This window comes from Verrucomicrobiota bacterium (assembly GCA_016871495.1).
In the GTDB taxonomy this organism is placed as follows: Bacteria; Verrucomicrobiota; Verrucomicrobiia; order Limisphaerales; family VHDF01; genus VHDF01.
Genome location: VHDF01000002.1, coordinates 25,219 through 51,118, shown reverse-complemented (window position 1 = coordinate 51,118; position 25,900 = coordinate 25,219). Strand labels below are relative to the sequence as shown.

The window sequence follows — 25,900 nt, the reverse complement described above, 5'->3', positions numbered from 1 at the left end:
TTTTCTCAAGCCGCCGGTCCAACGACCGGCGGTTTTTTTTTGAGCCCCTCACCGGTCTTGGAGGGGGATTGGGATTCCAACGCTCCGGGTCCTGGCGCCTTGAGAGCCTCAGAGACGGTTTCAGCGAGGAGCCGCGTTGGTGGATTCCGCAAGCATGCGATTCACGATCCTGAGATACGCGTAAGCGATCGGATTCGCGTCCGGCATCGTCGCCGGCTTGAGTTGGAGTGATTTTTCAAACCACTCGCGCGCCATCGCCCACTCGCGCAACTGCACGAAATGCCACCCCAGATGCGCCACCGTGTAATAACCATGGGGATCGAGGCGCAGCGCCCGTTCATAGTAAGGCCGCGCTTCCGCGTGCCGCCGCAAATGATCGAGGCACATGCCCTGGCGCAGGGGAGGATAAGGATCGAGCGGGTTCATCAACGCGGCTTGAGAAAAGGCGCCCATGGCTTTCTTCAGCCCCTCCGGCACATCCGGTGTATTGCGTTGCCAAACGGAAAGTCTCACCGCCTCGCCCAGCTGATACCAAGTATCGCCATTCATGGGCTCGGCCCGGACGGCTTCCTCCAAACGAGCCAGATGCGCCGCCTGCGCCTTGACCCAATCACGACCCAGGTTCCGCATCAACTCCACATCCTGGGGATCGTACCGGCCGGCGGCTTCCGAATCCCGCCGGATCGATTCCATCAGGAGTCCTTGCCGCTCCACTTCCGCCAGCACGCGGGCCTCACGTCCGGCCCGCCAAGCCGCCGCCGCCAGAGTGAGGCTGCCCGCGACCAGCATGACGGAAACGGCGATACGAATCCACCACCGCCCTGGCACCCAATAGGAGTCCGTCGCGTATCGCAAGTGAGCGCTCAACAAAGCCATCAGCACCACCGCGGTCAACGCGTTGGCGGGAATATGAAAATTGAAATCGACAAACGAGTGAAACAACAGCGCCATCAGGCCGCAGGTGGCCCCTAACACCAAAGCGAAGCGATTGCTTGTCTTGCTGCCCAAGTCGGTCGAGCGTTGAACAAACTTCCAGGTCTTCGCGACGCCGGCAAACAACAGAACCCAAGCGGCCCCCACGATCGCAGCCCCAGCCACCCCCCAGTCCGCCAACGTGTTCAGATAATCATTGTGAGCACGAACCGGACGCACTTGGTAATCCGGCGGACGATACTGCCGGAAAACCGGATCGAAATGCCCGGGACCCGCGCCGAGCCAGGGGTGATCACGCCAGATCTTCCACGCGGGCTTCCACAAATGCACCCGTTGCAAAGCATATTCGAGTTGCCCGGGTTTGAGCATCTTCTCGAACCGCTTGGTGATGGCTTCGGAACGGGTGGCCGCGTAACCCGTTCCCGCGAGCAACAACACCACCGCCAAGATGGCCGGAAGGCGATGCGAGGGCTGCCGGGACAGCAGCGCCAGAAAGAGGAAAACCGAAAGACCCGAGGCAATCCACCCGCCGCGCGAAATCGAAACCGCAAGCCCAAGCAGAATCATCAACGTGGCATAGCCCGCCAGAATGCGTGTCTTGTGCCCCAGCCGCCCGATCAAGGTGTAGGCCAGCCCCACCGGGAAAAGCATTTCGAGAAAACCCGCCAGGTGATTCGGGCAAATGTAGGTGCCCGATCCCCGCCGCGCATAGACGTCGGGCCGTTCCAAATGCCAGACCCGATTGGACTCCGTGAGGAATTGGTACAGCGCATAGGTGGATACCATGGCCCCCAAAACGAGCAAACTTCCCACGACCCACGAGGCGGATTCCTGGGAATTGGCATTGTTGACCGCGACGATGAAAAACATCGCATACAGCAACACGCGGCGGCATTCGTCACGAGCGACGTACTCGATGGGCGAACCCGCCCACCTCACCCCAGCGTAGGCCGTAAATAACAAAATCATCCAAAGCAGGGGAGGCCAGAACAGACGCTCCTCGGGACGTAACCACAGCCGCACAAGCCAAAGCACCCCCAAAAGCGACGCGAGCCATTCAAGACCGGCAAATTCGCTCGCCCGCACCGCGCCAAACCCCAAGACCCCCCAAAAAAGGGCCAGCAAAAGCAGGCCCAGAATGGCCTTTTCGAGAAGATCATCGATCCGCCTGGCGTCCATTTGCGCGGCGCAACTTAGGCCTCCGAAGCCCCGGGGTCACGCATTTTTCCGGCCGATTTTCCGAACCCGGCTTGCGGCTTCGGCCCGTCACGGTTATCCATGACGCATGCCTGATGGCAACTACTCCGATGCCGCGCTGGTGTTGATCGGCCACGGCTCAACCCTCAACGCCGAGTCCAGCGCACCCACCCACCTGCACGCGGACGCGCTGCGCAGGCGAGGGCTCTTTCGCCAGGTGATCGAAGGTTTTTGGAAGCTTGAACCCCAAATCTGCGCGGTCTTGCGCGGGGTCGACAGCCCCCGGGTCTTCATCGTCCCCTTGTTCATTAGCGAAGGTTATTTCACTGAAGAGATCATTCCGCGCGAACTCGGGTTTGGCGTCGGTCCCGGCCGAAGCCGAATCCTGCGCCAACCCGGCCAAACGCTCTACTACTGCGGGCCCGTCGGCACCCATCCCAGCATGACGGAGGTCCTCATCGAACGCGCCCGTGCGATCCTTGCCGCCCATCCGTTTCCAACCGCTCCGAGGCTCTCCGAGACCGCGCTGTTCATCGCGGGCCATGGCACCGGCAACAACGAGAACAGCCGCAAAGCCATCGAACGTCAGGTAGAATTGATCCAAAGCCGGGGCCTTTTTGCCGAAGTTCACGCGATTTTCATGGAGGAGGATCCGCGCATCGAAGCGTGTTACACGCTGGCCGCCTCCCGCAACATCGTCGTCGTGCCGTTCTTCATCAGCGACGGACTCCACTCCCACGAGGACATCCCCATGATGCTCGGGGAATCGGAACGGGTCGTGCGCGAGCGCTGCTCTCAAGGCTTGCCTACCTGGCGGAATCCCACCGAACGGAACGGCAAGCGGGTGTGGTACTCTCTCAGCATCGGATGCGAACCTCACTTGCCAGACGTCATCCTGGAACGCGTCGCTGAAGCCGCGGCGACCTCCTGAACCACCGGAGCCTCGGGCGCTCTCAGCCTGGGGCTTGGCTCAACGACTTGGCATCACCCGTCGCAGCTCAGTAGGATCAAGCGGCCCACCCATGCACCACGCGAAGCACTGGAAACTCGAGCCGGTCATGAATCTCCTGCTCTGGCTCTTTGCCGGCATGTTCCTCGGAGCCGTCCTCATCGCGGGCCTGCCCAAACTCATCGGCCCGGGCATGACCACGCCCTCCCCGGATCTGCAGTTTCTCAATCATTTGATCGGTGCCGCCACTTTTCACGGATGGGTCCTTTGGCTGGCCTGGAGATTCGTCCGCGCCCAGGGCATGACCTGGAACCAAGCCTTCGGCTTCGAGCACGGGTCGGCGCGGAAGGTGGCCTTGTTCGCCGCCGCCGCAACCGCCCTTGCGCTGCCCGTCTCCCTCGCGCTCGGCGAGCTGTCCAGCCTGGTGATGACAAGATCCGATCTGAATCTGGAAACTCAGCAAGCCGTCAGGACACTCCAACAGACACGAGGCCTATTCGAACGCGTGGTGTTTGGCTTCTCCGCCATCGTGCTCGCCCCCGCCGCCGAGGAGTTGCTTTTCCGAGGCATCCTCTATCCGGTCCTGAAAGCCCTGGGCTTTCCACGCCTGGCGTTCTGGGGCACCGCGGTGGTCTTCGCCGCCATCCACGCGAATTTGCCGACCTTCCTGTCCCTCACCGCTTTCGCGCTGATTTTGTCCTCGCTCTACGAGCGTACTCAAAACCTGCTCGCGCCCATTCTTGCCCATAGCCTTTTCAATGCGGTAAACTTCTGCTGGATTCTCTCCGCGGCGTCATGAACGAATTCGAACTCATCCAACAACTGCTCCCTGGGCTGCCCACCGGACCGAGTGTGGTGGTCGGAGCGGGCGACGACTGCGCCGTGGTGGATGCCGGCATCCCAGGCCAGCGGCTCCTGTTCAAAACCGATGCCGTGGTCGAAGGCATCCATTTCACAAAAGAAACCGACCCGCACCGCGTCGGACGAAAGGCTCTGGCCCGCTGTCTCAGTGACATCGCGGCCATGGGCGGCACCCCGCTCGCCGCCGTCGTCACTCTGGCACTCCCCGGATCGTATTCGCCCGAAACCGTCTGCCGTATTTACGATGGATTGGGAGCGCTCGCCGCCCAGCACCAAGTCGCCATCGTCGGAGGCGAAACCACCACCAACCCCGACCGGCTCCTGCTCTCCGTCGCGTTGATCGGCCTCGTCCCCGCGGGGAAGGAGCTGCGGAGATCCGGCGCGAGGGTGGGCGACGCGTTGTTCGTGACAGGCGACCTCGGCGGCTCGCTCCAGGGTAAACACCTCGACTTCGAACCCCGCCTCGCCGAGGCCCGCTGGCTTCGGGATCGCTTCCACATTCATGCCATGATCGATTTGAGCGACGGCTTGGCCGGGGACGTGCGTCACCTCATGCGCGCAAGCGGCGTCGGAGTGGAATTGCTCGCCGAGGCGATCCCCGTCAGCCGGGCCGCTCGATTGGCCGCCGCCACCCCCGGCGGGAAGACTCCGCTGCTCGCGGCCCTCACCGAAGGCGAGGATTTCGAACTCCTCTTCGCCGTCCCCGCCGCAGAGGCCGTCACACTCAAGGACGCCTGGAAAGAGGCCTTTCCGAAGACTCGAATCTCCTGCATCGGCAAGTGCATCGAGCCTGTCGTGTTGCGCATGCGCGAACACGGACGAATGCGGCAACTGCATGAAGAGGGTTACACACATTTCAAAGTCCCCTGAGGAAACGCTTGCACTCGGCGACGGCTGGGGAAGAGAAGCCCGCGCAGGCTGGGTCATCGGGCTCGCGGGCGAGCTCGGCGCTGGAAAAACACTGCTGACCCGCGGCATCGCTCGCGGCCTCGGCTTCGCCGGCCGTGTCCATTCGCCCACTTTTGCCCTCGTCAATCTCTATGAAGGCGGCCGGCTCCCCATGCATCACTTCGACTTCTACCGGTTGGATCAACCGGAATCCCTCCACCGCGCCGACCTTCTCCACTGGCTGGAAGCGCCTCCCGGCCTGAGCGTCGTGGAGTGGTTCGATCGATGGGGGCTGGACTGGTGGAAGAATCTGGGGATCCCGCTCGCCCGCCAAGTCTTCATCGTGCCAAGATCAGAAACGGAACGCGAAATTCATTATGAAGATCCTGGCGATTGAAAGCTCCACCTCGCGCCGTGGCGTCGCCTTCATAAACAACAACGAGCTCGTCTGGGAATCTTCCGAAAGCCTTGCCACCGCGGACCGCACTCTGCCTCTGATCCAGCAAGGCCTGGCCGCCGCCGGCTGGAAATCAGGCGAGATCGAAAGGGTGGCCATTGGATTGGGCCCCGGATCGTTCACAGGGGTCCGTCTCGCCATTGCCACCGCCATCGGTTTTGAAGCCGTACATGGCACCCCGGCCCTCGGAGTGCGCAGTTTCGACGCCCTGGCGCACCGATTGAGCATGGAAGGTCACCGCGGACGCCACGCCCTCGTGGCCGATGCGCAACGGGGCGAGTTCGCCCTGGGTCTCTATTCCCTCACTCCGGAAGGCGCCGCATGCGCGGAAAACCTGCGGCTGGCCTCGCGGGCGGAACTCGAAGCCATGGCTGCGGCCGGCATACCGATGCATGGACCCGACATGCCCAAGCTCGCCTCCCACGTCACCCCTCGTTATCCCGACGCCCACGCCATCGCCTTGCTCGCCGGACGGGAGCGCATTTTCACCACCCCAGGCTCCCTCGAACCGATCCATCTTCGGCCGGTGGCATTTGTCAAAGCGCCCCCGCCCCGCTTCAAAATCGAAACCAGCTAACCGGGATCCGCCCCATGCAGCTCAGGCTCTTTCCCGACCCCAAACCCCTGGTCGAACGGCTGGGGCCGGATTTCTTCCGCACGCTGCCTACCCACCCGGGAGTGTATTGGATGAAGGACGCCGGCGGCACCATCCTCTACGTGGGCAAAGCCAAGAGCCTGCGCCAACGCCTCGCGAGTTATCGCGTCAGCAATCCCGATCGCATGCTCCGGCGAACTCGGCGCCTGCTTCATCATACCGTCGCCATCGACTGGAAATCGTGCGAGTCCGAAACAGAGGCTTTGCAAGTGGAGGCCGCGATGCTCTTGGAACTCAAACCCAGGTTCAATCGCGCCGGGGTGTGGCGCGGACCACCCCGCCGCATCGTCTGGACCCTCGACCCCGACGGACTTCGCATGGAAATCGCGGACGATGTTGCGCCGGGGTGGCACGCTTCGCCTCCGTTCGGCGCAGCGGCCCGCTGGATTCGCAGCCGGCTGTTAAGAATCCTCTGGATGGGGTCCCGACCCGATTCTGACTGGGCCGAACTTCCCGCGGGTTGGTTCACCTCGCAGGTGCCAGTGGAAGCCCGAATTCATCCGTGGCCCCCGCCCGGTCTTGACCAGGATCAGTTCTCGACTCTTCTCGAGGCACTCTTCTCCGGGTCCGACGATGAGCTTTTGACTTGGGTGGAGTCCCGCCAAAGATCTTCGGCTTCTCTTTTCGAAAAAAACCTTTTCCGCGAGAGCGTGGACACCCTGCGCGAACATTTTGGTTTCACCCCGATCGCGGCTCCTGGCTCTGTCGCCAGCGATCCAGCCCCACCGCCAGGATGATGACCACACCGATAATGATCTCTTGCGTGTAATTCGGCCAAGCCATCAGGCTCGATCCGTTCCTCAGCAACTGAATAATCAGCGCGCCCATCATCGAGCCCGCCACACTGCCCGTTCCACCGCTCAAACTCGCTCCGCCAATCACCACGGCAGCAATCATGTCGAGCTCGAGTCCGACCGCGCCCGACGGATCCCCCTGCGTCAGCCGGGTCATTTGCATCAGTCCTGCGAATCCAAAAAACACACCCCCCAGTGCATAGATGAACGCCTTGGTCCATGGCACCCGAATGCCGCAAAGCCGTGCGGTGGCCTCATTGGATCCAATCGCAAAAACATGCCGCCCGAACACGGTTCGATTCATGAGGATCGCCAGCAACACCGCCAACCCTCCCGCCAGCCACACCCCCGATGGCAGCGGGAGAAAATGATCGAGGTCTTCCAGTTTCATCAAATGGTTCACACCCGCTGATTCCGGGTAATTCACGGTTTGATTCTTGGCGAGCCACTTGGCCAATCCACGCGCCACCCCCATCATGCCGAGCGTGACGATGAAGGGCATCATGCGCAGGCCCGCGATCAATCCTCCATTGATCGCGCCGATCATCCCACCGGCAAGGACGGTCGCCGCAATCACCCCAAAAGAGCCCCATTCCTGCGCAGCCAGAGTCGCACCCAGCACGCTGGTCAACGCGACAACCGAGCCCACGCTCAAATCAATTCCCCCGCTGACAATAATCAGCGTCATGCCCAAAGATCCGATGGCAACAATCACGGTCTGGGAAAGCACGGTCTTGATGTTCGTCACACTGAGGAACGCCTTCAACCCTTCGAAGCCCGAAGATCCCCAGGCGCGTCGCCACCCGTCCCACCCCTTCAGATCCTCCTTCTCCATCTGATCCACCACGTCCTTCCACCCTAGCAACACCACAAACAAAAGCCCCACCACGGCAAATCCCACGACCGGCCCCAGGCGCCTGAACCACCGAATCCATGATGACCGAGCTTGCCCCGTGTTCACACGCGCCCCCCCTCTCCCGCCACCCCTTCCGCCCCCACCATCGCCGTCATAATCGAATGTTCGTCCCATTCCTCGACCGGGCGAATTTCCTTCAACGCGCCCCGGCACATCACCGCCACCCGGTCGCAGACCCCCAGCAACTCCGGCAGATAAGAGCTGACCACAATCACCGCCTTGCCCGCGGCCGCCAATTCCGAGATCACACTGTAAATCTGCGCTTTGCTTCCCACATCAATGCCACGGGTCGGCTCGTCCAAAAGCAAAACCCTCGCTTCATGATGCAACAAGCGGGCCAACGCGACTTTCTGCTGATTGCCCCCCGATAACTCCCCGATGGTCTGATCCGGACCCGCCGCTTTCACCGAGAGCTTCTCCATCCAACTCCACGCACACTCCCTTTGCCGCCGGCGTGATATAAACCCCCACTTCGAAAACGGACCAAATCGCGTCATGGCCAGATTGTCCGCCAAATCCCGTGCCAGCATCAAACCCTCCTCCTTGCGATTCTCGCTGACCAAGCCGACGCCCGCATCCAGATTCCGCTTCGGCGTGGGGGACTCAACCCGGGTCCCAAACACTCGGATCTCGCCGGCTCTGGCCCGGTCCAGACCAAACGCCGCGCGCAACGACTCGGTCCGGCCCGCCCCAACCAATCCCGCCACGCCCAGGACCTCGCCCGCCCTCAAACTCAAATCCACCCCGCTTGGCTTGCGGACTCCCGCCAAACCCCGCCACTCATAAACCACGTCGCCCGCCGTTCGAGGCGTGCGCGGATAAATTTCCGAGATTTCCCTTCCCGCCATGTCGCGGATGATCCGGCTCAAGTCGGTTTCACCCATGGCACCCGAGGAAATACTTTCTCCATCCCTCAAGACGGAGAAGCGATCGCACAAGGCCAGGCATTCCTCCAGGAAATGACTGATGTAGACGACGCTCACCCTGCGCTGCTTCAACTTGCGGATCACACGGAAGAGATTCTCCGTGTCCACTTGGGTCAGACTGCTGGTGGGCTCATCCATGATCAGCACGCGCGGTGATCCGATCAACGCCCGCGCGATTTCCACCACCTGCTGCTCGGCAATCGTCAATTCACCCGCCAGCGCTTCGCAGGAAATGTTTTCGTGGTGAAGTTCCTGGAGCGCTGCGTGCGCCATCTCTCGCCGCCGTCCCTGCCTCAACCATCCCCAGCGCGAGGGCTCGGCCCCCAACAGGATGTTCTCCTCGACACTGAGATGCGGCGCCAGCGTCAACTCCTGGTAAATCATCGCGATGCCTTCGGCCCGCGCGTGCAAAGGGGACGAAGGCACAAACGGTTTCCCATCCAACTCCACAATCCCCTCGTCTGCCAAACAGGCGCCGCTGAGGATCTTCATCAACGTGCTCTTCCCCGCCCCGTTTTCCCCAATCAAAGCGTGGATCTCTCCCGTCCCCACTTCCAAATGAACCCCGCGCAACGCCCGCGTCGCGCCGAAACTCTTGTGCACCCCCGCCATCCTCAGTCTGAGAACCCCACCCGCGGGAACCGACACGGAATTCACCTCATGCGACGACGGATCCATCCGTGCGAGAAAAAAGGTGGGCCGTCGAACTACTTCAAATACTTGTCGATCGGCGGATAAAGCAGCTCCTTGATTTCCGACTGCTCCATGTTCTCCGTCGTCGCGAGCACGACTCCCGTGTCAATCCGCCTCTCCACCGCCTTGCCGCGAAGATGTCTTACCATCGTCATGACTCCCTCGTACCCCATGTAGACCGGATTCTGCACCACCAAACCCTGGACGTCTCCACGCTTGAGATCGGCGACCGACTGGCTCCCGGAATCGAACCCGATCATCTTCACTTTGCCTCCCGCTCGGCCCGCGTCCCGCAACGCCTTCGCCATCGCCACCGTGGGCGGCTCGCAAGGACAAAAGATCCCGTTCACGTCCCTGCCAAATCGATTGAGCAAATTCTGCGAAGCCTGGTAGCCCGTCTCGCGCGTGGGCCCCGCGTACTGATCCGAGGAGATGATTTTGATTCCCGGGAAATCCTTCTTCAGCGTGTCGAGGAACCCGGCTTCCCGCTCCTCCGTGCTGGCCGAGCCCACCTGGTAACGGAGCAGGATCACATTGCCCTTCCCACCCAAGACCTTCCCCATGTGCTGCGCAGCCAGCACGCCGCCCTTGTAGTTGTCAGTCGCAATAAAACTGACGTGTTTGTCGGTCTTCAATCCCGAATCGATGACCACCACCGGCACCTTCGCCCGCATCGCCGTCTCCACCGGACGCACCATCGCCTGCGAATCCAGCGGCGCCAGCACAATTCCATCCACGCGGCGGGTCGTAAAATTTTCGACCAGCGAAATCTGCTGATCGCGGTCATCCTCTTTCAGGGGACCCTTCCAGACGACTTCGATCTTGACCCCCTGCGCACGAAGCTCGTCCCTGGCTTTGAAAGCGCCCGCGTTGATGGACTTCCAAAACTCGTGCGTCGTGCCTTTCGGGATCACAGCCACCGTCAGCGGCTTGTCCGCCGCAAAACCCGTCATCACCAAAGAAGTCAAGAGTGCCCAACACCAGGAGAGGGGTGATTTCATGACCCAAAGCCTAGGGAAGCCCCAAAGACATTTCAACCCCGGACCATCTTGAGACTTACGGACGAAGGACGCGTGTGACCGATGGTGGAAGGAGATGCTCTTGCATGGGACTCAGACGCCCTCGAAGGCAAAGCCGCACCAAACCAGCTCTCTCCCGCTGATCCATGCCAAGGACGAGTGGCGACGCTCTTACGACGAGGAGCCTTCTTCCAACCGCAACGGCTTCACCACAATTTCCCCATCGGCCTTGCGCTCGATCTGCGCCATTTTCTGCTCGGCCTCGGCAAGCCGCTTCTGACACAACGCCACCAGACGGCTTCCCTCCTCGTACTGTTTCATGAGCTTGTCCAAAGGCAAATCTCCCGTCTCCATCGACTCCACAACCTCCTCCAAACGCTTCAAGGCATCTTCAAACGGAAGCTCGGCCGATTCGGATTCGGCACTGTTCGACGCACCTCGGGCTGATTTCGACATGACCCGAAACTAACCTCCCTCTTCTCACGCGTCCAGCCCGGCAAACTCGCTCCAGCCGGAAGCTCATTCCTGGTGCGATGCCCCCTTCCGTAATCCGGCCCAATGCCCTCGCAGCTTGCGATCCAATTGCTTCAAAATCACTCGGGTCTTGGCATCGATGGACGCGATCAAGTTCCGCTCCTCCATGGGGTCCTCTTCAAGATGGTAAAGTTCGTCCCGCTCGGGCGCGCCCAAGGCCCGCACAAGTTTCCACTTTTCCGTCCTTACCATGCGGAGATCCAGGGTGGCACCATGCCTCATGGAGTATTCGGCAAACAACTCCCGCCGCCACGCCTGATCGCTCCTTCCGGCCTTCCGCTCTCCAGATCGGACACCGCCGCATTCTGGAAAAAATCCCGCCCCCTCATTTCGACTGAAACCCCGGTCCGGGAAACCTTCGCCTCGCCAAAGCCCAACCATGCTTCGGCCATGACCGAGGTGTTTCACTTCCCGGCCCGAGCCCGGTCCTGCCACCTCGGCCATCGTCGCCAGCCAATCCAGGTGCGAAACCATCTCGTAGTAAATGGATCCCGGCGGAATCACGCCCGGCCACCGAACCAATAATGGCACCTTGATCGAGGTATCGAACAGATTGGGACGCTGCCCGGAAGGGACGCGCGCCGTGCCCGGCGGAATCTTCCCCGCCTCCAGCATCCATTGCGCATTACCTTTGAAGATCAAACCATGATGGCCAAGGTTGTAACCGTGATCGGAAGTAAACACCACCAACGTCGAATCCGCCAAGCCCTCTGCATCCAGCACCGCCAATAACCTCCCCACGTTGCGATCGAGAGCCGCCACCGAGGCATAATACTCGCGCAAACTTCGACGCGCCCTCGCCTCATCCAATCCAGCCACACGGGGAAATGGCAGACCCGGCTCGAGATCCTTCACCCGCCGCCAGTCCTCTTCCGGCACCGGCAAATACGCTGCATGCGGTTCGCGAAAATGCACACTGGCCAGGAACAGACGCGAACGGTCTCGCGACCGAATCCATTGGATCGCCTCCTCCGTCAAAAGCTCGACCACGAATCCTTCCCGCCTCCCCGTCTTCCCCTCCTTTTCCAACACCGCGTCTCGAGGATCCACGCCACCGCCACGAAACCCAAAAAAGGTGTCGTACCCAAATCGGCTGGGATGATGGCGGTCCAGATTTCCAAGATGCCACTTCCCAAACAACGCGGTGGCGTATCCCCGCGACTGCAAAAGACGCGGCCACACCTCCAAGGCCGGATTCAATCCCAACTCCGGATCCTTCTGGGGATGGATCCAATCCAGAATGCCCAACTCACTTCCATATCGCCCCGAAAGCAGGCTCGCCCTCGCCGGACTGCACACCGGGGTCGGGCAAAACGCGTTGACGAAGCGGCCTCCCTGCAGCGCCAACTGATCCAAATGAGGCGTCCGCGCGTCGGGATTCCCCGAGGCTCCAAAGGCCCAAGGCCCCTGATCGTCCGTCAGAATGAACAAGATGTTCGGACGGCGCTCTCCCCTGAACTCGGATTCTGAAACGTCCTCTCCTCTCGTGGCTTGTGCGGCGGTGACCATCACCCCTGCGAACCATAACCAGATAGCGATTTTACCGATCATCGCATCATGGGTCTTTCCTTCGCCCAGCGCCGCATCAATTCCACATTCGCGTCAAAAATAGGGTTCCGATTCCCTCGCCCGCCCTCGGGACGCTCATCCTTCACATAGTTCAAATACACTTCCTCGGGTTCCAAGTCCCGGCCCCGGTCTCCCGTCCGTTCCTCCCAATCATCAAGGACCTTCCTCATCGTTTCCAAGGTCGCCTTCCGGGATGGCTCGGATGCCAGATTCGTCAATTCATGCGGATCCACCTCCAAATCATATAACTCCTCCGCCGGACGACTCTCCGCCATGACCAGTCGTTGCGCTTCATTCAGTTTGCCCCCCGCATGCAACCGTCGCATGACCTGCACAATCGCCTTGTCGTCTTTGTAACGATTCGGCTGGAGATAAGGGCGGTTGGTAAAAGAGTTGCGAATGTATTTCCAGCGCTCGCTCCTCGCCGACCGGATGCGGTCCACGGTCTCATCCGCCCGATCTCTGGCGGCAAACACAAACGCCTTGGGTCTCCAATCGCTGGCGAAAAAATTCCGCCCCTGCATACGTTCAGGACGTTCCACCCCTGCTAGCCCCAGCGTGGCCGCCGCGATATCAATATGTTCAACCAAATCCGACCGGGTCTCGCCGCGGGGCACCCCCGGTCCCGCGACCACCAGCGGCACATGGATTCCACCCTCGTAGAGGAATTGCTTGTGCCTCACATGGCTGATGCCGTGATCGGTCCAGAAAAAAATGACGGTGTTGTCGAGTTCACCCCGTTCCCGCAACTTCTCCACGATCCGCCCCACCTCCCAGTCCGTGTAGCGAACGGTGTCCAAATACTGTGCCCAGTCCGCGCGAATCACAGGGTCATCCGGCAACATCGGAGGCAGCGTCACGGTGGACGGAGGGGTCTCCCTCCCGAGCGTCGCGCGAACTCGAGCCGGCCAATTCGTGCCCGGCGCCTGGCCTCGATGCTTCCCCCCATGCAGTTGAATCTGAACGAAGAAGGGCGCACCCTCCTTGCGCTCCGTCCAGGACGATTCGTCATAGAACGCTCCTCGATCCCAAACGAAGTTGTAGTCCGTCTTGGCAATCGCCACCTTTTCCTTGCCCCCCTGGAAATCATCCCTCGACACATTGCTCGTGTGATAGCCCGCGCTTCGCAAAAGCTCGGGGACGGTCTTCATCCCCTCCGGCAGCCGAATCGGAAAACGCACGGATCCACTGCGATGATTCTGGCATCCCAGGGTCGTCTGATAGCAGCCGGTGATCAATGCCGAGCGGCTGATCGAACAGATCGGCGCCGTCACAAACGCCCGGCGAAACAAGGTCCCTCGGGCCGCCAGCGCGTCCACATGAGGAGTGCGAATCGTCGTCTCGCCATAACAGGAAAAATGCGGCGACATGTCATCCACCGTAATCCAAACGATGTTAGGCCGCTTGCCGTTCGGAAGCCGCGGCCGAACCACATCCTGAGCGAATCCCTGGGAGCATGAACTCGCCACGAGAGCAAGAACGGCCAAACCCAATGCCAACCTGCGGGGAAAGAGCATGCACTCAAAATAGGCCCGGTCCAGCAGTGTGAAAAGCGCCATTTTAATGAATAGGACAAGCCCCGTGCATCCCGACGTGGTGTGGAGTCTGGCGCAGGTTGCCCAGCCTGCCGTCTCGCCGACGGCCCTTCGGCCCGACGGGTTAAGAACGAGGCCCTTCCATGCTCTCCACGAGCCGGGTTCCCTTCGTCGCCCCGCAGGCTGGGCAGCCTGCGCCACAGCAGACAGGGCTGTCTTCGTGACCACGACAACCCGGTCACCGACAACCTCTGATGCACCGTGACAAGCCGGCGCGAGGGCTTCGATGTCCCCTGAATCAAAAAAAAGCCCGGCGCTTTCGCGCCGGGCTTGTCATAAACCTACAACGGTCAGGGCAAAATCTGCCCACGCAGTTCACCGCCGCCCTGGCCCGTCGTGTGGATGTTCACGTAGGTCTTGCCATCCAACAACGCGCTCAATTGCGCCAAGTCCAGTGTGATCGATCCGGTGAGTCTTCCCGAAGTTCCGCTCGGGGTGGCGAGCCCTTTCAAAACACCCGCTGCCTGCTCGGTCGTGGCCGGGCCGTGAATGTGAGCCGCCGTCGCCGCGGTGGTCACAGGATTCGGACGTTCCGCCGCACCGCTCAAGGTCACCTTCAATTCCGCCGGCGCGATCTGCCCGCGAATTTCGCCCCCCGGGTGCGCGCTCGTATAAAGGTTCACATAGGTCCGTCCAGCCAGAATATGGCCCTTCTGTTCGTCGGTCAGGTTCAAGGTGCCGGATAACACCCCTTCGGTTCCGGCCGCACCGGTCAATGCGACCAGCACACCTACCGCCTGATCCGTCGTCCCTGGCCCATGGATGTGCGCCGCCGTTGCGCCCGCCTTCAGACCTCGATAACTGATCGAGTAGGTCAAGGTGTTGCCGGACAGGCTCAACGTGCCAGCCCCGGATCATGGTGTCTCCACGGCGTTTGGCTTCTCCGCTCCGCCGCTCAAGAGCACTGTCAATAACCCTGGGCTCCGTCCTGAATGCGATAAAAGCCCGACGCACCATCGTTCACCACGAGTGTCGTGCGATCGGCCGTGGTCTTCACATTCATCCAGGCAGCATCCGACAAACTCGCCTTCTTTTGCACCAGGAAGGGACCCGCCCCACCTGTCCAGGTGATCGAGAGCGCGGCGCCTTCAGCCTTAATCGTGGTGATATTGATCTTCTCCGCGGGAGGCGGTGGGGCCACCGGCACACCGCCCGGCGGCAGATCCTTCGACACGACCGCGCCATACATGTTCCGGCCCTGCAACTGGGCCGCGAGCTCCACCGTGCCCGCCGCCCCCAATCGCTTGGCATACACGGAGCCCCACTGATTGAGGCTCACACCAGGTCCGACATCCGCCGGCGTGGCACCCTCGTCGTATCCAACTTCATCCGGACGAGTCGTGTCACCCGTCCGATTGTGTCCGGTGCGCACCGGGAACCAGCCATTCTCAGCCGAGACCCAGGTCATGTTCGGCGCGCCAGGACCAATGTTGGGAGGATTGGAACTATCACCGCCCTCCGGATCACCAACGCGGTTGTCCACCAGCAAATACACGGTCCCTGGACCGGAGAGCTCAATCTTGATCTTCAAATCGGCGTTGTCCCGATTGTTGTTGCGAGTCATGACGTAGGGACGACCTTGCAAGTACGCCGGCAAAGACAGATTCGTGGCCGCACCATTCCATTGATGAGTGCGATCAATGAAGCCGAACGCGTCTTCACCAAAATGAGGAACCACCACCGTCGCACCCGCCGGATCCGTGTAAGTTTGCCCTGAGACGACCACGTCAGGCGCCAAGTCACCTCCGGTCGCGGTCACCGACTTGATCAATCCATCGCTCGAGGTCACTCCCGCCGCGTAGGCAATGGTATTGACAAGCAAGGCCCGACCGTCCGCGGTGATATTGGTGAAGGACAACGCGGTGTTGAAGTCCGGCGCCGCGTTTTGCCCGAGAAACACGCCAATGCGCTTGTTAGGCGCCACACTGCCGTCCTGAAGCTTGTCGCCCTTCTCGTAAACGAAAATCGTCGGATAAGTGCCGTCCTGCTGGATCGAAGCCACGACATCCGCGTCGGGCGAAGGCAGTCCGTAATTCAAACTGTAAAGGTCATGATGCACCTTCACCTTGGCACTGAATCCCTTGGCAATGGGATGGTCGGCCTTGCGTATGAACAACGAGTCGCGTCCGTCGGCAATGGGCGTGTCCACCAGCTCAGACCGGCTGGAATTGCCCCACTGCGTGAAATCATTCGACCCATTGGGATCACGCGTCACCCAGTCGGCGTTGTCATACATGTAAGCCTCCGCCGAAACGACAGGCACATCCGTGTCTTTCAAACTGAAGATGCCGGTGGGCGTGCCCGGCGGATCCACCACCGAGGTCGATCCAATGGTTTCTGAAATGTAGACGACGCTCTTCCCTCGGGCCGCTTGCTGCAGCCCTTCCGGCGTGCTGCCTCCCGCGGTAAAAGCCACCACGCCCAATCCATGGTTCTCCAGCAGTTCCACCAGGTCGGCGTCCGCATTGGCCATGTTGTCGGCGTTCGAGGTCACAAACAGAACACTGGGCTTTCCAGCCGGAATCGGCACCAGAGGATCGGCCTTGTCGAAAACCAGCCGCCCCCAGTTGGATGCCGTGAAAAGGCTCTTTTTCGGATCCGTGCACGGGACATCGGTGCTCTGCCCCCAAGACGCCCAACTGATATCGCCGCCGCCCGCGCCTGGATCTTTGCCTTCGGGATCGCTGGCGATCTTGTCCACGTCGCGCCAAAATAATTCGAAACCCATGGCATGATCGGTCGTCATGTTCGGAATCCGCCCGCGCAGCGGAATGCGCATTTCGATCGCATAACCCGAAAACTTCACTCCAGGCTTGGCCGCGATTTCAGGATTCCTGGCGCCCGCCGCGCGCAGATCGTCATACTTCCGCGCCCGGATATCCGGGCCGCCAATCGCATCGAGTTGATCGCGATAGAGACCGCCCGGCCCCCCCTTGGTGTCGCCGATCAAAGCGGGATTGCCACCGCGTTCGATCGTTTGCCTCGCCCCCAGGACATTGGGACCGGACCCTGCCGGTTTGAACGTGCTGTTCACACCCACGGTGACTTGAAAATCGTCCGCGTTGGGCTCGCCCTGATCCACGTTCGGAAATCCGTCGTCCGAAATGCAGTCGGTGCTGTCACCTTTGGTATCGAGAAAGAATTCGAATCCGTCATTCAAAAATCCACTGGTTCCGAATTCAGTGGTATCCCGATCGTCGCGCACGAAGTCGTCAATGTGAACGGACAAAATGTAGAGATACTTCGCGTCGTAAGTGAAATAAGTCGCGGCGCCAAAGTCCGAATCACCCGGGCCAAACGCGCTGGCCTCAGTCCCATTGAAGAGGCCCACCCGGCGCTTGTCGAAGATCAAATGATCCCCTTTGGCGGAGGTCATTTCCGCATTCTGACCTTCCGGAAAAACAGGCTGCTGAGACGGCGCTTTGAACTTGTCCAGCGGCCAATCACTCAGATCGCCATCGATGGTAATCCTCGCCTCTCCCCGATGACGCACCGTGATTTCCCCTTTGGGCCCCGCCCAGATCGCCACCGTACTGGCGGCCAATAGACCCGCCATGATCAAGCCCACAGGCTTCGGGTTGAGCTCGTTTCGACAGGCCATAAGCCTCCCTCGATTGTGATGAAATGAATGCATAGCTCTTTAGGGTTACTTGGAACATTAGTGCAGTAACTCAAGAGAGTTCCGGAGTGAAGGAAAATCGTTTATGCGTCGATCGAACCGGTGCCCGCCTCCAGGAACGAGATCGGCCGACAACGCCCCGGGCCCCACGGCCACGTTCTGATCCTCGTCAAACGCATAAAGATTGGGATCCTGAAAGGTGTCGTCTCCGACCGTGTTGTCGGGATCGGATTCGGTGAATGGAACCGTCAGCTTCTTGAAGATCCCGGTCCCCGAGGTCACGCCACCTCCAATGACAATGGCTTGAACGGGCAGGACGGAAAGGATGGCCGCCGCCGCCGAGGAGAGTATTAGGGTCGAAGTTTTCATAAGCATCTCGTTACTGCGATTTTCCTCCTGAAAAGATGCAAGTCGGAAACTGGCCGGCCTTGAGTCGTTCGTGCAATTTTTCGGAGGACCGATCACCGTAAGCAGAAACACCGGTAAACCACAATCCCAACCTTTTGCCCTCAGCCATTCTCATTTTGGGAAGCGCGGCTGCGGTGGAAACCAGCCACGGCGCGCGGGCAGGTCGGAAGACGCCAGATTGTTGATCATGCTGCGACGGGTCGAAGGACGACACCGCCGCGCTCCGGGGCAAAGTGAGAACAACTGTTTTGCCCTTGACCCTCCTCGATGAATCCTCCGATTCTCCAAGACACCGAAAGCCACCGATCCGGAGTATGACTTCTCGAATTCTCAGACCCCTCGTTTTGACCGCGTTGTGCGCCTGCCTCAGTGCCCTTGTCGCTGAAAACACACTCGCTGCACCCAAGAAAAAGAGCTCCAAACCCGTCAAGAAGGTTTATCCAACCTTCGGCTCCATCGAAAGACTCGATCCCGCGCTCGACATGCTCCTCGCCCAGGACGCAAAACTCGAAAAACTCGCCGACGGCTTTGTGTGGTCCGAAGGGCCCGTTTGGATCAAAAACGGGGAATACCTCGTGTTCTCCGATGTGCCTCGCAATGTGGTTTTCAAATGGAAGGAAGGCGTCGGCACTCGCGAGTTTCTGTTCCCCAGCGGCTACACGGGATCCGTCACCCGCGGCGGAGAACCCGGATCCAATGGCCTCACGGTCGATTCCAAAGGGAACATCGTCCTCTGCCAGCATGGGGACCGCCGCGTCGCCCGGCTCGAACCCAACGGATCTTTCACCACCCTCGCGGAGTATCACAAGTTTCGCCGTTTCAACAGCCCCAACGATCTCGTCTTCAACCGGAAAGGCGAATTGTATTTCACCGACCCTCCCTACGGTCTTGAAGGCAACAACAACGACCCCAGGAAAGAACTCATGTTCAACGGCGTCTATCTGAGGCGCCTCGACGGAACCGTCGTTTTGCTGACCGACAAATTGACCTTCCCGAACGGGATCGCACTCTCCCCGGACGAGAAAACACTCTACGTCGCCGTCTCCGACCCCGCCAAAGCCCATTACTGGGCCTACGATGTCCAGGAGGATGGCACCATCGCCAACGGACGAATTCTCTTCGACGCCACTCCGATGGTCGCAAGCAAAAAGGGACTTCCCGATGGCCTCAAAGTCGACCGCAAAGGATTTCTCTTCGCCACCGGCCCGGGCGGAGTCCTGGTGCTGAATGCCCAGGGAAAGCACCTCGGCACCATCGACACCGGTGAACCCACCGCGAATTGCGGCTGGGGTGACGACGGCTCGACCCTCTACATCACCGCGAATCACACGCTTTGCCGCATCAAAACCTTAACCAAGGGCAAAGGCTTCTCATCCCGCTGACCCGTGACGGGGAAACACGATCTAAGCCGTTCACCCGCATGGGGGCGGGTCTGGAAATCTATCGGCTTTGGGCTGTTCGCAATCTTCCTCTCCGCGCAGGCCAACTCCATCGGTGATTGGCCCAAATTCCTGGGCCCAAATGCGGACGGAACCTCCGCCGAAACAGGGCTCCTCTCCAAAATTCCTCCCGCAGGCCCCGCAGTCCACTGGAAACGAACGGTGGGGACTGGCTACTCCGCGCCTTCGGTCTTGGACCAGAAACTCGTCCTCTTCCACCGTCTCAAGAACGAGGAAGTCGTGGAGTGCATGCAGTCCAGCACGGGATCCACACTTTGGAAGCATTCTTACGCCACCACGTACGAGGATCCATACGGATACAATAACGGGCCCCGTTGCACTCCGCTCCTTACTTCCAACCGCTGCTATACCTTCGGAGCCGAAGGAAAACTCCTCTGCCTCGACCTCCAAACGGGAAAACCTGTCTGGACTCGCGACACCACTGCCGACTGGAGCATCCCCTCGGCCTTCTTCGGCGTCGGCTCCACCCCATGGCTCGAAGGAGATAAACTCCTTGTCATGGTCGGTGGCCAGCCTCAATCCGGCATGGTCGCCTTCGACGCGAACACCGGAAAAACCCTCTGGGAATCAGTCGGCCGCAAGAACTGGGAAGGACAACCCATGATCGGCTGGCCCGGCGACCGGACCGTCGTCTGGAATCCGAGCGAAAAACAAGCCAGTTACGCCTCTCCCATCGTGGCCACCATCCATGGACGGCGCGTTGCTTTTTGCTTGATGCGCCAAGGCCTCGTCGCCCTCAACCCGGAGAACGGTGAGGTGTGGTTCAGCCGGTGGTTCCGCTCGCGTCTGAATGATTCGGTCAACGCCACCACCCCTCTCATCACAGGGGATCAGATTTTCGTCTCCGCCACCTACTACCGAGTCGGTTCATTCCTCCTCCAAGTCAAACCCTCCCTCAAAGATTTCGACCAGGTTTGGGCCGGGCTCGGCATGGAACTCCACTGGAGCCAGCCTTTCCTCGTCGAGGGACACCTCTACGGGTTCACCGGACGCAACGAACCGGATGCTTCCTTCCGCTGCATCGAATTCAAAACGGGAAAGACTCTCTGGGATCGCGAGGAAAGCTGGGTCCCTCGCAGCAGCCCCACACCTCCTGTGTTCGGACGCGCCGCCGCCATCCTCGCCGAGAAAAAACTCATCGTCCTTGGAGAAGGCGGATTGCTTGGAATCTTCGCTCCCACACCGGAAGCCCCCCATGAAATCAGCCGCTGGCAAGTCCCGGAACTGCATTACCCCTGCTGGGTTGCGCCCGTGTTGTCGCGCAAAAAACTCTACTTGAGAAGCGAGGACCGCCTCTATTGCCTCGACTGGTCGAGCAAACCGTAGCCCCTGCTCCACCCCACCACGGTTTCTGCCGAGCACGATTCAGTCCGGACGAAAGAACAATCGCGCGTACCAATAAGCGATCGTCTCGTCGAGCACCGACCGAACCCCGGCACTCGTGGTCCACCATCGAGACTCGTCATAATCGACCTCCGCGACCTTGAAGACCCCCACTCGCGTCGCGTCCCCAAACGCCGCCTCGAACAAGAATCCCGAACGCCTCGCATGGGGGCCGACGCTTAACAGATTCATCGTTTCCGGCACGTTGCCGCTCTTCCGAAACCAATCTCGCAACGCCACCGCCGAAGCGTAGGTTCGATCAGCCTTCACCCACGGCGCCGGCACCGAAACCACCGCGCTCGCGTCCACCCCCAGCTCGAGTAAAACCTTCCTTCCCAGCTCGGCGTAGGTCTTATGCTCGCTCAGTGGAGCCCCCGCGTCCAAGGGTCCCCCCGTCACATAAACCCGTTCATACCGCCCCCTCCTGAACTCCCTCACCCCTTCCCGCATTGCATGATCCGCCACCCACCCTTCGATGACCAACACACTCGCCGCAATCGGACGATGCACGGCGAGAAAGGGGAGCCATCGGAAGAACACGGCCGAACCCGTTACGGCCAGCGCCAACCCCATCGCCAACCAACCTCGCGCTGTGGGCCACCATAGCGTCCTGCGGGCCATCAGTCCGAAACACTTCATCTCCATGGACGGGGGAAAGGCTTTAAGCCGGGATCGGAGATTCGGCGAAATCGCCAGGAAAAGTTGGCGACCCTAACGGGATTCGAACCCGTGTTACCGCCGTGAAAGGGCGGTGTCCTAGGCCACTGGACGATAGGGTCACGACCAAAGCTCGGAATGCTATGGACATCCGCTTCACCCTGTCACGTCCAAAGCATATGAAAAATGGTGGGTTGGCGGGGACTCGAACCCCGGACCAATGCCTTAAAAGGGCACTGCTCTACCAACTGAGCTACCAACCCTCTTCCGCTCCTGAATCCGTGAGCGCGCCACAAGCAGACACGCCATTCCAACCCAAAAGCGGCGCGAACCCTATTCAACAGCCCTCCAGCCCGCAAGCTCCTTTTCACCCCCTCGAAAGGACACGGTGCATCCCGATGTTGCCGGTGATGCAGGTAGGGCGCGTCCGTCCCGGCGCGCCGCCGGAGCATGATGTTTTGCATCCCGTGGGCGGCGGGCTGGGACAGGCCCGCCCTACCAACAACATCGGGATACACAGGAAAGGACATTGTTCCCACCCCTCGAATTCGCTAGCTTTCTCCCGCTTCATTCATGAACGCCCCAGTCGATCCATCCCCATTCCCCAAAACTCCACTCCCGCCCGCAGCCAAGATCGTCATCCTCGGTGGCGGCGTCGCCGGAGCCAGCGCCGCTTACCACCTCGCCCTGCGAGGATGCACCGACGTCGTCCTCCTCGAGCAATCCCGCGTCGGAGGCGGAACCTCGTGGCACGCCGCCGGCATGGTCGGAAGACTCCGAACGACCACCAGCATGACGCGCATCAATCAAGCCAGCGCGGATCTCTACGCCCGCATCCATCGGGAAAGCGGTCATGACGTGGGCTGGAAACAAGTCGGGAGCGTCATTGTCGCCAAATCCAAGGACCGCATGATCCAACTCCAGCGCACCTGCGCCATGGCCGAATTAATGGGGGTCGAAGCCACCATGATTTCCGCACAGGAAGCGCGGGAACGCTGGCCTTTGATCCGCATCGACGACCTTCTCGGCGCAGCCTGGCTCCCGCACGATGGCAAAGTCATACCCAAAGAAGTCCCTGTCGCCCTCGCGAAAGCCGCCGCCCGGATGGGAGCCAAAATCATCGAAGGAGCGCGCGCCATCGCCCTCGTCACCCGAAAAGACACCGTCATCGGCGTGGAAACAAATCAAGGCCTGATCCATGCCGAACGCGTCGTCATCGCGGGCGGCATGTGGTCCCGCGATCTGGCCCTTCGCTCCGGGGTCAATCTCCCCCTCTATCCCGTCGAACATCACTACGTTGTCTCCGAACCGATCGAAGGGGCCTTCGATGAACTCCCGCTCGGACGCGATCCAGACCTGTGCATCTACTTTCGAGGCGAAGGCCAATCCGTGATGCTCGGCGCGTTTCAGAAGTTCACGAAACCTTGGATGGTGGACCGCATTCCCGACGACTTTTCCTTCAAACTGCTCGAACCCGACTGGGAAAAATTCGACGAGCCGCTCAAGCACGGCGCCTGGCGCATCCCCGCCCTGGAAAAGTCCCGCTACGCGCGATTCGTCAATGGACCCGAAAGCTTCACCCCGGACAATCAGTTCCTCATCGGCGAAACCCCGGAACTGAAGAACCTTTTCGTCTGCGCCGGATTCAACTCCGCGGGCATTGCCACCGCGGGAGGCGCGGGCAATTACCTCGCGGAGTGGATCCTGGACGGGGAACCCTCCATCGATCTTTGGTCCGTGGACATCCGCCGTTTCGGCCCCTGGGCAAATAACCGGAGCTTCCTTCGCACCCGTGTCACCGAAACCCTCGGGCTGCATTACCAGATGGCATGGCCCAATCGGGAGTTCGAAACCGGTCGAGGCGTTCGCCGCAGTGCCTTGCATTCCATCCTGGCCGGCCAAGGGGCCGTTTTCGGAGTCAAAGCAGGCTGGGAACGTCCGAATGTCTTCGCTCCGCCAGGAGAAAAGGCGGAGCTTGATTACACGTTTGGCCGCCCTCACTGGTTCCCTTGGCACGCCGCCGAGCACCTCGCCGCCCGCCAATCGGCAGCCCTTTTCGACCAGTCCGGATTTAGCAAATTCCATTGCTCGGGCCAGGACGCCTTGCCGCTGCTGGAGCATCTCTGCGGCAATAAGATCGACGTTCCACCTGGTCGAATTGTTTACACGGGCATGTTCAACCAGCACGGGGGATTCGAAAGCGACCTGACTCTCTTCCGCGAAAGCGAGTCCTCCTTCTATCTCATCTCCGGCACCTCCCAAGCCGTGCGGGATGCCCATTGGATCCGAAAAAACGCACTGGCCTACCCCAACTTCAAGCTTTCGAATGTCACCAACGCCTTCGGAGTTCTGGGCCTGATGGGGCCCCATTCCCGGAAAATCCTCAGTGCCGTGACCAACGCCGAACTGGATCATGAGTCTTTCCCCTTCGGAACAGGCAAACTCATCGACCTTGGACACGTCTCTGCGCTCGCACTGCGCATCACTTACGTCGGAGAACTCGGCTGGGAACTTCATGTTCCTGTGGAGCAAATGGCGTCCGCGTACGAGGCTCTCATGGTGGCAGGCGCTCCCTGGGGCCTGCGAAACGCCGGCCACTATGCCATCAATTCGCTCCGATTGGAAAAGGGCTTTCGAGCCTGGGGCGCCGAATTATCCCCTTGGGATACCCCGATCGAGGCGGGACTCCAATTCGCCATCGATTGGAACAAACCATTCCTGGGACGCGTCGCTTTGCTCCAAAAACGATCTCTCCCAAGAACTAAAGCTTTGGTCTTGCTCACCCTCAAAGATCCGGAAGCGATGCTTTGGGGTTCCGAGCCGGTGCTTTGCCAAGGCAAACCCGTCGGATATACGCTCTCCGGAGCTTATGGACATACGGTGGGACGATCCGTTGCCACCGCCTACGTCCCCCTTCATCCTTCCGCCCACCCCCAGGATCCGCTGCCCGGCCCCTATGCCATCAACCTCAACGGCGAGATGAAAGAGGCCGAAGCCCATCTCAAACCCCTCTACGATCCTAAGCGGGAAAGAGTTACAGCGCAATAGTCCACGGGCTGACCTCAGGCTTAATTTGTTGACCGGGAAGATTGACACACCCGCTTTGCCTCGATAGCTTCACCCCCCTAACTCGACGAACTGTCTGGGTCGTGGCAACCACCTCGATCTCCAGCGACATCCAGAGAGGAAGTGAAACTAAGTTGACCGAAACCAAGCTCAGGAAGGGCGAATCCGTTGAAAAAGCGCTTCGCCGGTTGAAGAAGAAAGTGGACCGGGAAGGCACACTCAAAGAAGTGCGCAATCATCGGCATTTCGAAAAACCCAGCGAACGCCGGCGCCGCAAGATGAAGATGGCGCGGTTCTCCGCCATGCTCAGCGCTCGCTACGCCGACGCCTGATCCCCATCGATTTCATGGCCGGGTTCCGAATGCTCTTCGGACCCGGTTTTTTGTTTCCAACCATCAACGCATGTACTCCCTCTCCACCTGCTGGAACTCGAGCCGCCATACCGACGGCCGAGCCATGCTTCGCGAAATTCGCGACCTCGGCTTCGAATACGCGGAACTCAGTCACGGAATCCGCATCAGCCTCCTCCCCGGGGTCCTCGCCGCCGTGGACGCAGGCGAGATCAAGATCTCGACCCTCCATAATTTCTGTCCCCTCCCCATCGGGGTCAACCATGCCGCGCCCAACCTGTTCAAATTCACCTCCTCCGACGAGCGGGAGCGCGAAAATGCCTACCGTCATTCACTCAAGACGCTCGAAACCGCCGAACGCGTCAAAGCCAAACTGGTCGTTCTTCATATGGGCTGCATCGATATGAAGGACTACACCGACCGCCTCATCGATATGCTGGGCGAAGGGGGCAAAGACTCTCCCAAGTTCGCCAAACTCTGCGAGGAGGCCGAACGTAAACGAGAGGAGAAGAAGGAAAAACCGGTCCAACTCGCGAACCAGATGCTCGGACGCCTCGCCGAACAAGCCGCCGCCCGGGGCCTCCTCCTGGGCATCGAGAATCGCGAAGCGCTCGAGGAAATTCCTCTCGAAAACGATTCCCTCATGTTCTTCCGCGAATGGACCGCCAGGCCCAACATCCGGTATTGGCACGATACCGGCCACGCCCAGATCAAGGAAAACCTCGGCTTCATCCAGCACACTTTCCACCTCGAATCCATGTCGGACTACCTCGCGGGTTTCCACATCCACGATGTTCAATTCCCGGGACGCGACCACTGCCCGCCCGGCACAGGCATGATCGATTTCGCCGCTCTCAAACCCCACGTCCGCCCCGACCACATCAAGGTTTTTGAACTCAATCCCGGTGTTCCTCCGGAAGCTCTGCGAGAAGGCGTGGCCCACCTCAAATCGCTCTGGGGCGAGGACTAAG

At 60.3% G+C, this 25,900-nt stretch carries 22 protein-coding genes and 2 tRNA genes; 11 read left to right on the top strand and 13 right to left on the bottom strand.

The window, feature by feature from the left end; genetic code table 11:
- Positions 1-120: 120 nt before the first annotated feature.
- Positions 121-2,112 (bottom strand): hypothetical protein, encoded by a 1,992-nt coding sequence (locus tag FJ404_01015; GenBank protein MBM3821462.1) that lies wholly within the window; start codon positions 2,110-2,112, stop codon positions 121-123.
- A gap of 106 nt (positions 2,113-2,218) precedes the next feature.
- Here FJ404_01015 and FJ404_01010 point away from each other — a divergent pair, with 106 nt between their 5' ends.
- From FJ404_01010 to FJ404_00985, 6 genes are all read left to right on the top strand, one after another.
- Positions 2,219-3,061 (top strand): cobalamin biosynthesis protein CbiX, encoded by an 843-nt coding sequence (locus tag FJ404_01010; GenBank protein ID MBM3821461.1) that lies wholly within the window; start codon positions 2,219-2,221, stop codon positions 3,059-3,061.
- 91 nt (positions 3,062-3,152) lie between these two features.
- Positions 3,153-3,878, top strand: a complete 726-nt coding sequence (locus FJ404_01005) for a CPBP family intramembrane metalloprotease (GenBank protein ID MBM3821460.1) — start codon at positions 3,153-3,155, stop codon at positions 3,876-3,878.
- A complete protein-coding gene (locus FJ404_01000; GenBank protein ID MBM3821459.1) occupies positions 3,875-4,810 on the top strand; it encodes a thiamine-monophosphate kinase in 936 nt (311 codons plus the stop codon). Before FJ404_01005 ends, FJ404_01000 begins: the two co-directional genes overlap by 4 nt.
- A complete protein-coding gene (gene tsaE, locus FJ404_00995; GenBank protein ID MBM3821458.1) occupies positions 4,776-5,225 on the top strand; it encodes a tRNA (adenosine(37)-N6)-threonylcarbamoyltransferase complex ATPase subunit type 1 TsaE in 450 nt (149 codons plus the stop codon). The genes FJ404_01000 and tsaE overlap by 35 nt, the downstream gene beginning before the upstream one ends.
- On the top strand, positions 5,206-5,862 hold the full coding sequence (gene tsaB / locus FJ404_00990; protein MBM3821457.1) for a tRNA (adenosine(37)-N6)-threonylcarbamoyltransferase complex dimerization subunit type 1 TsaB: 657 nt from the start codon (positions 5,206-5,208) through the stop codon (positions 5,860-5,862). The genes tsaE and tsaB overlap by 20 nt, the downstream gene beginning before the upstream one ends.
- Positions 5,863-5,876: 14 nt before the next feature.
- Entirely contained in the window at positions 5,877-6,677 is an 801-nt protein-coding gene (locus FJ404_00985; protein ID MBM3821456.1) for a nucleotide excision repair endonuclease, read from the top strand.
- Here the strand turns inward: FJ404_00985 and FJ404_00980 are convergent.
- From FJ404_00980 to FJ404_00940, 9 genes are all read right to left on the bottom strand, one after another.
- Entirely contained in the window at positions 6,619-7,569 is a 951-nt protein-coding gene (locus FJ404_00980) for an ABC transporter permease (GenBank protein MBM3821455.1), read from the bottom strand. The genes FJ404_00985 and FJ404_00980 overlap by 59 nt on opposite strands.
- 122 nt (positions 7,570-7,691) lie before the next feature.
- Positions 7,692-9,254 carry a sugar ABC transporter ATP-binding protein gene (locus FJ404_00975; protein ID MBM3821454.1) on the bottom strand — a complete coding sequence of 521 codons (1,563 nt, stop codon included), beginning with the start codon at positions 9,252-9,254 and terminating at the stop codon, positions 7,692-7,694.
- A gap of 29 nt (positions 9,255-9,283) precedes the next feature.
- A complete protein-coding gene (locus FJ404_00970; GenBank protein ID MBM3821453.1) occupies positions 9,284-10,270 on the bottom strand; it encodes a substrate-binding domain-containing protein in 987 nt (328 codons plus the stop codon).
- Positions 10,271-10,459: 189 nt separating this feature from the next.
- On the bottom strand, positions 10,460-10,744 hold the full coding sequence (xseB, locus tag FJ404_00965; GenBank protein MBM3821452.1) for an exodeoxyribonuclease VII small subunit: 285 nt from the start codon (positions 10,742-10,744) through the stop codon (positions 10,460-10,462).
- Positions 10,745-10,807: 63 nt separating this feature from the next.
- Positions 10,808-12,373: a hypothetical protein gene (locus tag FJ404_00960; GenBank protein MBM3821451.1), complete on the bottom strand. Its 1,566-nt coding sequence runs from the start codon at positions 12,371-12,373 to the stop codon at positions 10,808-10,810.
- Complete coding sequence (locus FJ404_00955) at positions 12,370-13,908, bottom strand: sulfatase (protein MBM3821450.1); 1,539 nt, start codon at positions 13,906-13,908, stop codon at positions 12,370-12,372. The genes FJ404_00960 and FJ404_00955 overlap by 4 nt, the downstream gene beginning before the upstream one ends.
- Positions 13,909-14,276: 368 nt before the next feature.
- On the bottom strand, positions 14,277-14,825 hold the full coding sequence (locus tag FJ404_00950; GenBank protein MBM3821449.1) for a CHRD domain-containing protein: 549 nt from the start codon (positions 14,823-14,825) through the stop codon (positions 14,277-14,279).
- 68 nt (positions 14,826-14,893) lie between these two features.
- A complete protein-coding gene (locus FJ404_00945; protein MBM3821448.1) occupies positions 14,894-17,620 on the bottom strand; it encodes a hypothetical protein in 2,727 nt (908 codons plus the stop codon).
- Positions 17,621-17,644: 24 nt separating this feature from the next.
- Positions 17,645-17,974 carry a hypothetical protein gene (locus FJ404_00940; protein MBM3821447.1) on the bottom strand — a complete coding sequence of 110 codons (330 nt, stop codon included), beginning with the start codon at positions 17,972-17,974 and terminating at the stop codon, positions 17,645-17,647.
- A 353-nt stretch (positions 17,975-18,327) separates the two neighbouring features.
- Between FJ404_00940 and FJ404_00935 the strand changes: the two genes are divergently transcribed.
- Together FJ404_00935 and FJ404_00930 are read left to right on the top strand one after the other, a co-directional pair.
- On the top strand, positions 18,328-19,395 hold the full coding sequence (locus FJ404_00935; GenBank protein MBM3821446.1) for an SMP-30/gluconolactonase/LRE family protein: 1,068 nt from the start codon (positions 18,328-18,330) through the stop codon (positions 19,393-19,395).
- Between the two features lie 60 nt (positions 19,396-19,455).
- Positions 19,456-20,799, top strand: a complete 1,344-nt coding sequence (locus FJ404_00930) for a hypothetical protein (GenBank protein MBM3821445.1) — start codon at positions 19,456-19,458, stop codon at positions 20,797-20,799.
- Positions 20,800-20,838: 39 nt separating this feature from the next.
- On the opposite strand, the gene FJ404_00925 is transcribed toward FJ404_00930, so the two are convergent.
- The 3 genes from FJ404_00925 to FJ404_00915 all read right to left on the bottom strand — a co-directional run bounded on the left by FJ404_00925 (position 20,839) and on the right by FJ404_00915 (position 21,776).
- Positions 20,839-21,501 (bottom strand): YdcF family protein, encoded by a 663-nt coding sequence (locus tag FJ404_00925; protein ID MBM3821444.1) that lies wholly within the window; start codon positions 21,499-21,501, stop codon positions 20,839-20,841.
- Positions 21,502-21,559: 58 nt separating this feature from the next.
- Positions 21,560-21,635, bottom strand: a tRNA-Glu gene (locus tag FJ404_00920).
- Positions 21,636-21,700: 65 nt separating this feature from the next.
- Positions 21,701-21,776 (bottom strand) — tRNA-Lys (locus FJ404_00915).
- 310 nt (positions 21,777-22,086) lie between these two features.
- On the opposite strand from FJ404_00915, the gene FJ404_00910 reads away from it, so the two are divergent.
- The 3 genes from FJ404_00910 (at position 22,087) to FJ404_00900 (ending at position 25,899) form a co-directional block, all read left to right on the top strand.
- Complete coding sequence (locus FJ404_00910; protein ID MBM3821443.1) at positions 22,087-24,561, top strand: FAD-dependent oxidoreductase; 2,475 nt, start codon at positions 22,087-22,089, stop codon at positions 24,559-24,561.
- A 152-nt stretch (positions 24,562-24,713) separates the two neighbouring features.
- Positions 24,714-24,911: a 30S ribosomal protein S21 gene (rpsU, locus tag FJ404_00905; GenBank protein ID MBM3821442.1), complete on the top strand. Its 198-nt coding sequence runs from the start codon at positions 24,714-24,716 to the stop codon at positions 24,909-24,911.
- Between the two features lie 70 nt (positions 24,912-24,981).
- The gene (locus FJ404_00900; protein ID MBM3821441.1) at positions 24,982-25,899 is read left to right on the top strand and encodes a sugar phosphate isomerase/epimerase; all 918 of its coding nucleotides are present in this window, start codon (positions 24,982-24,984) and stop codon (positions 25,897-25,899) included.
- The last annotated feature ends 1 nt before the right edge of the window (position 25,900 follow it).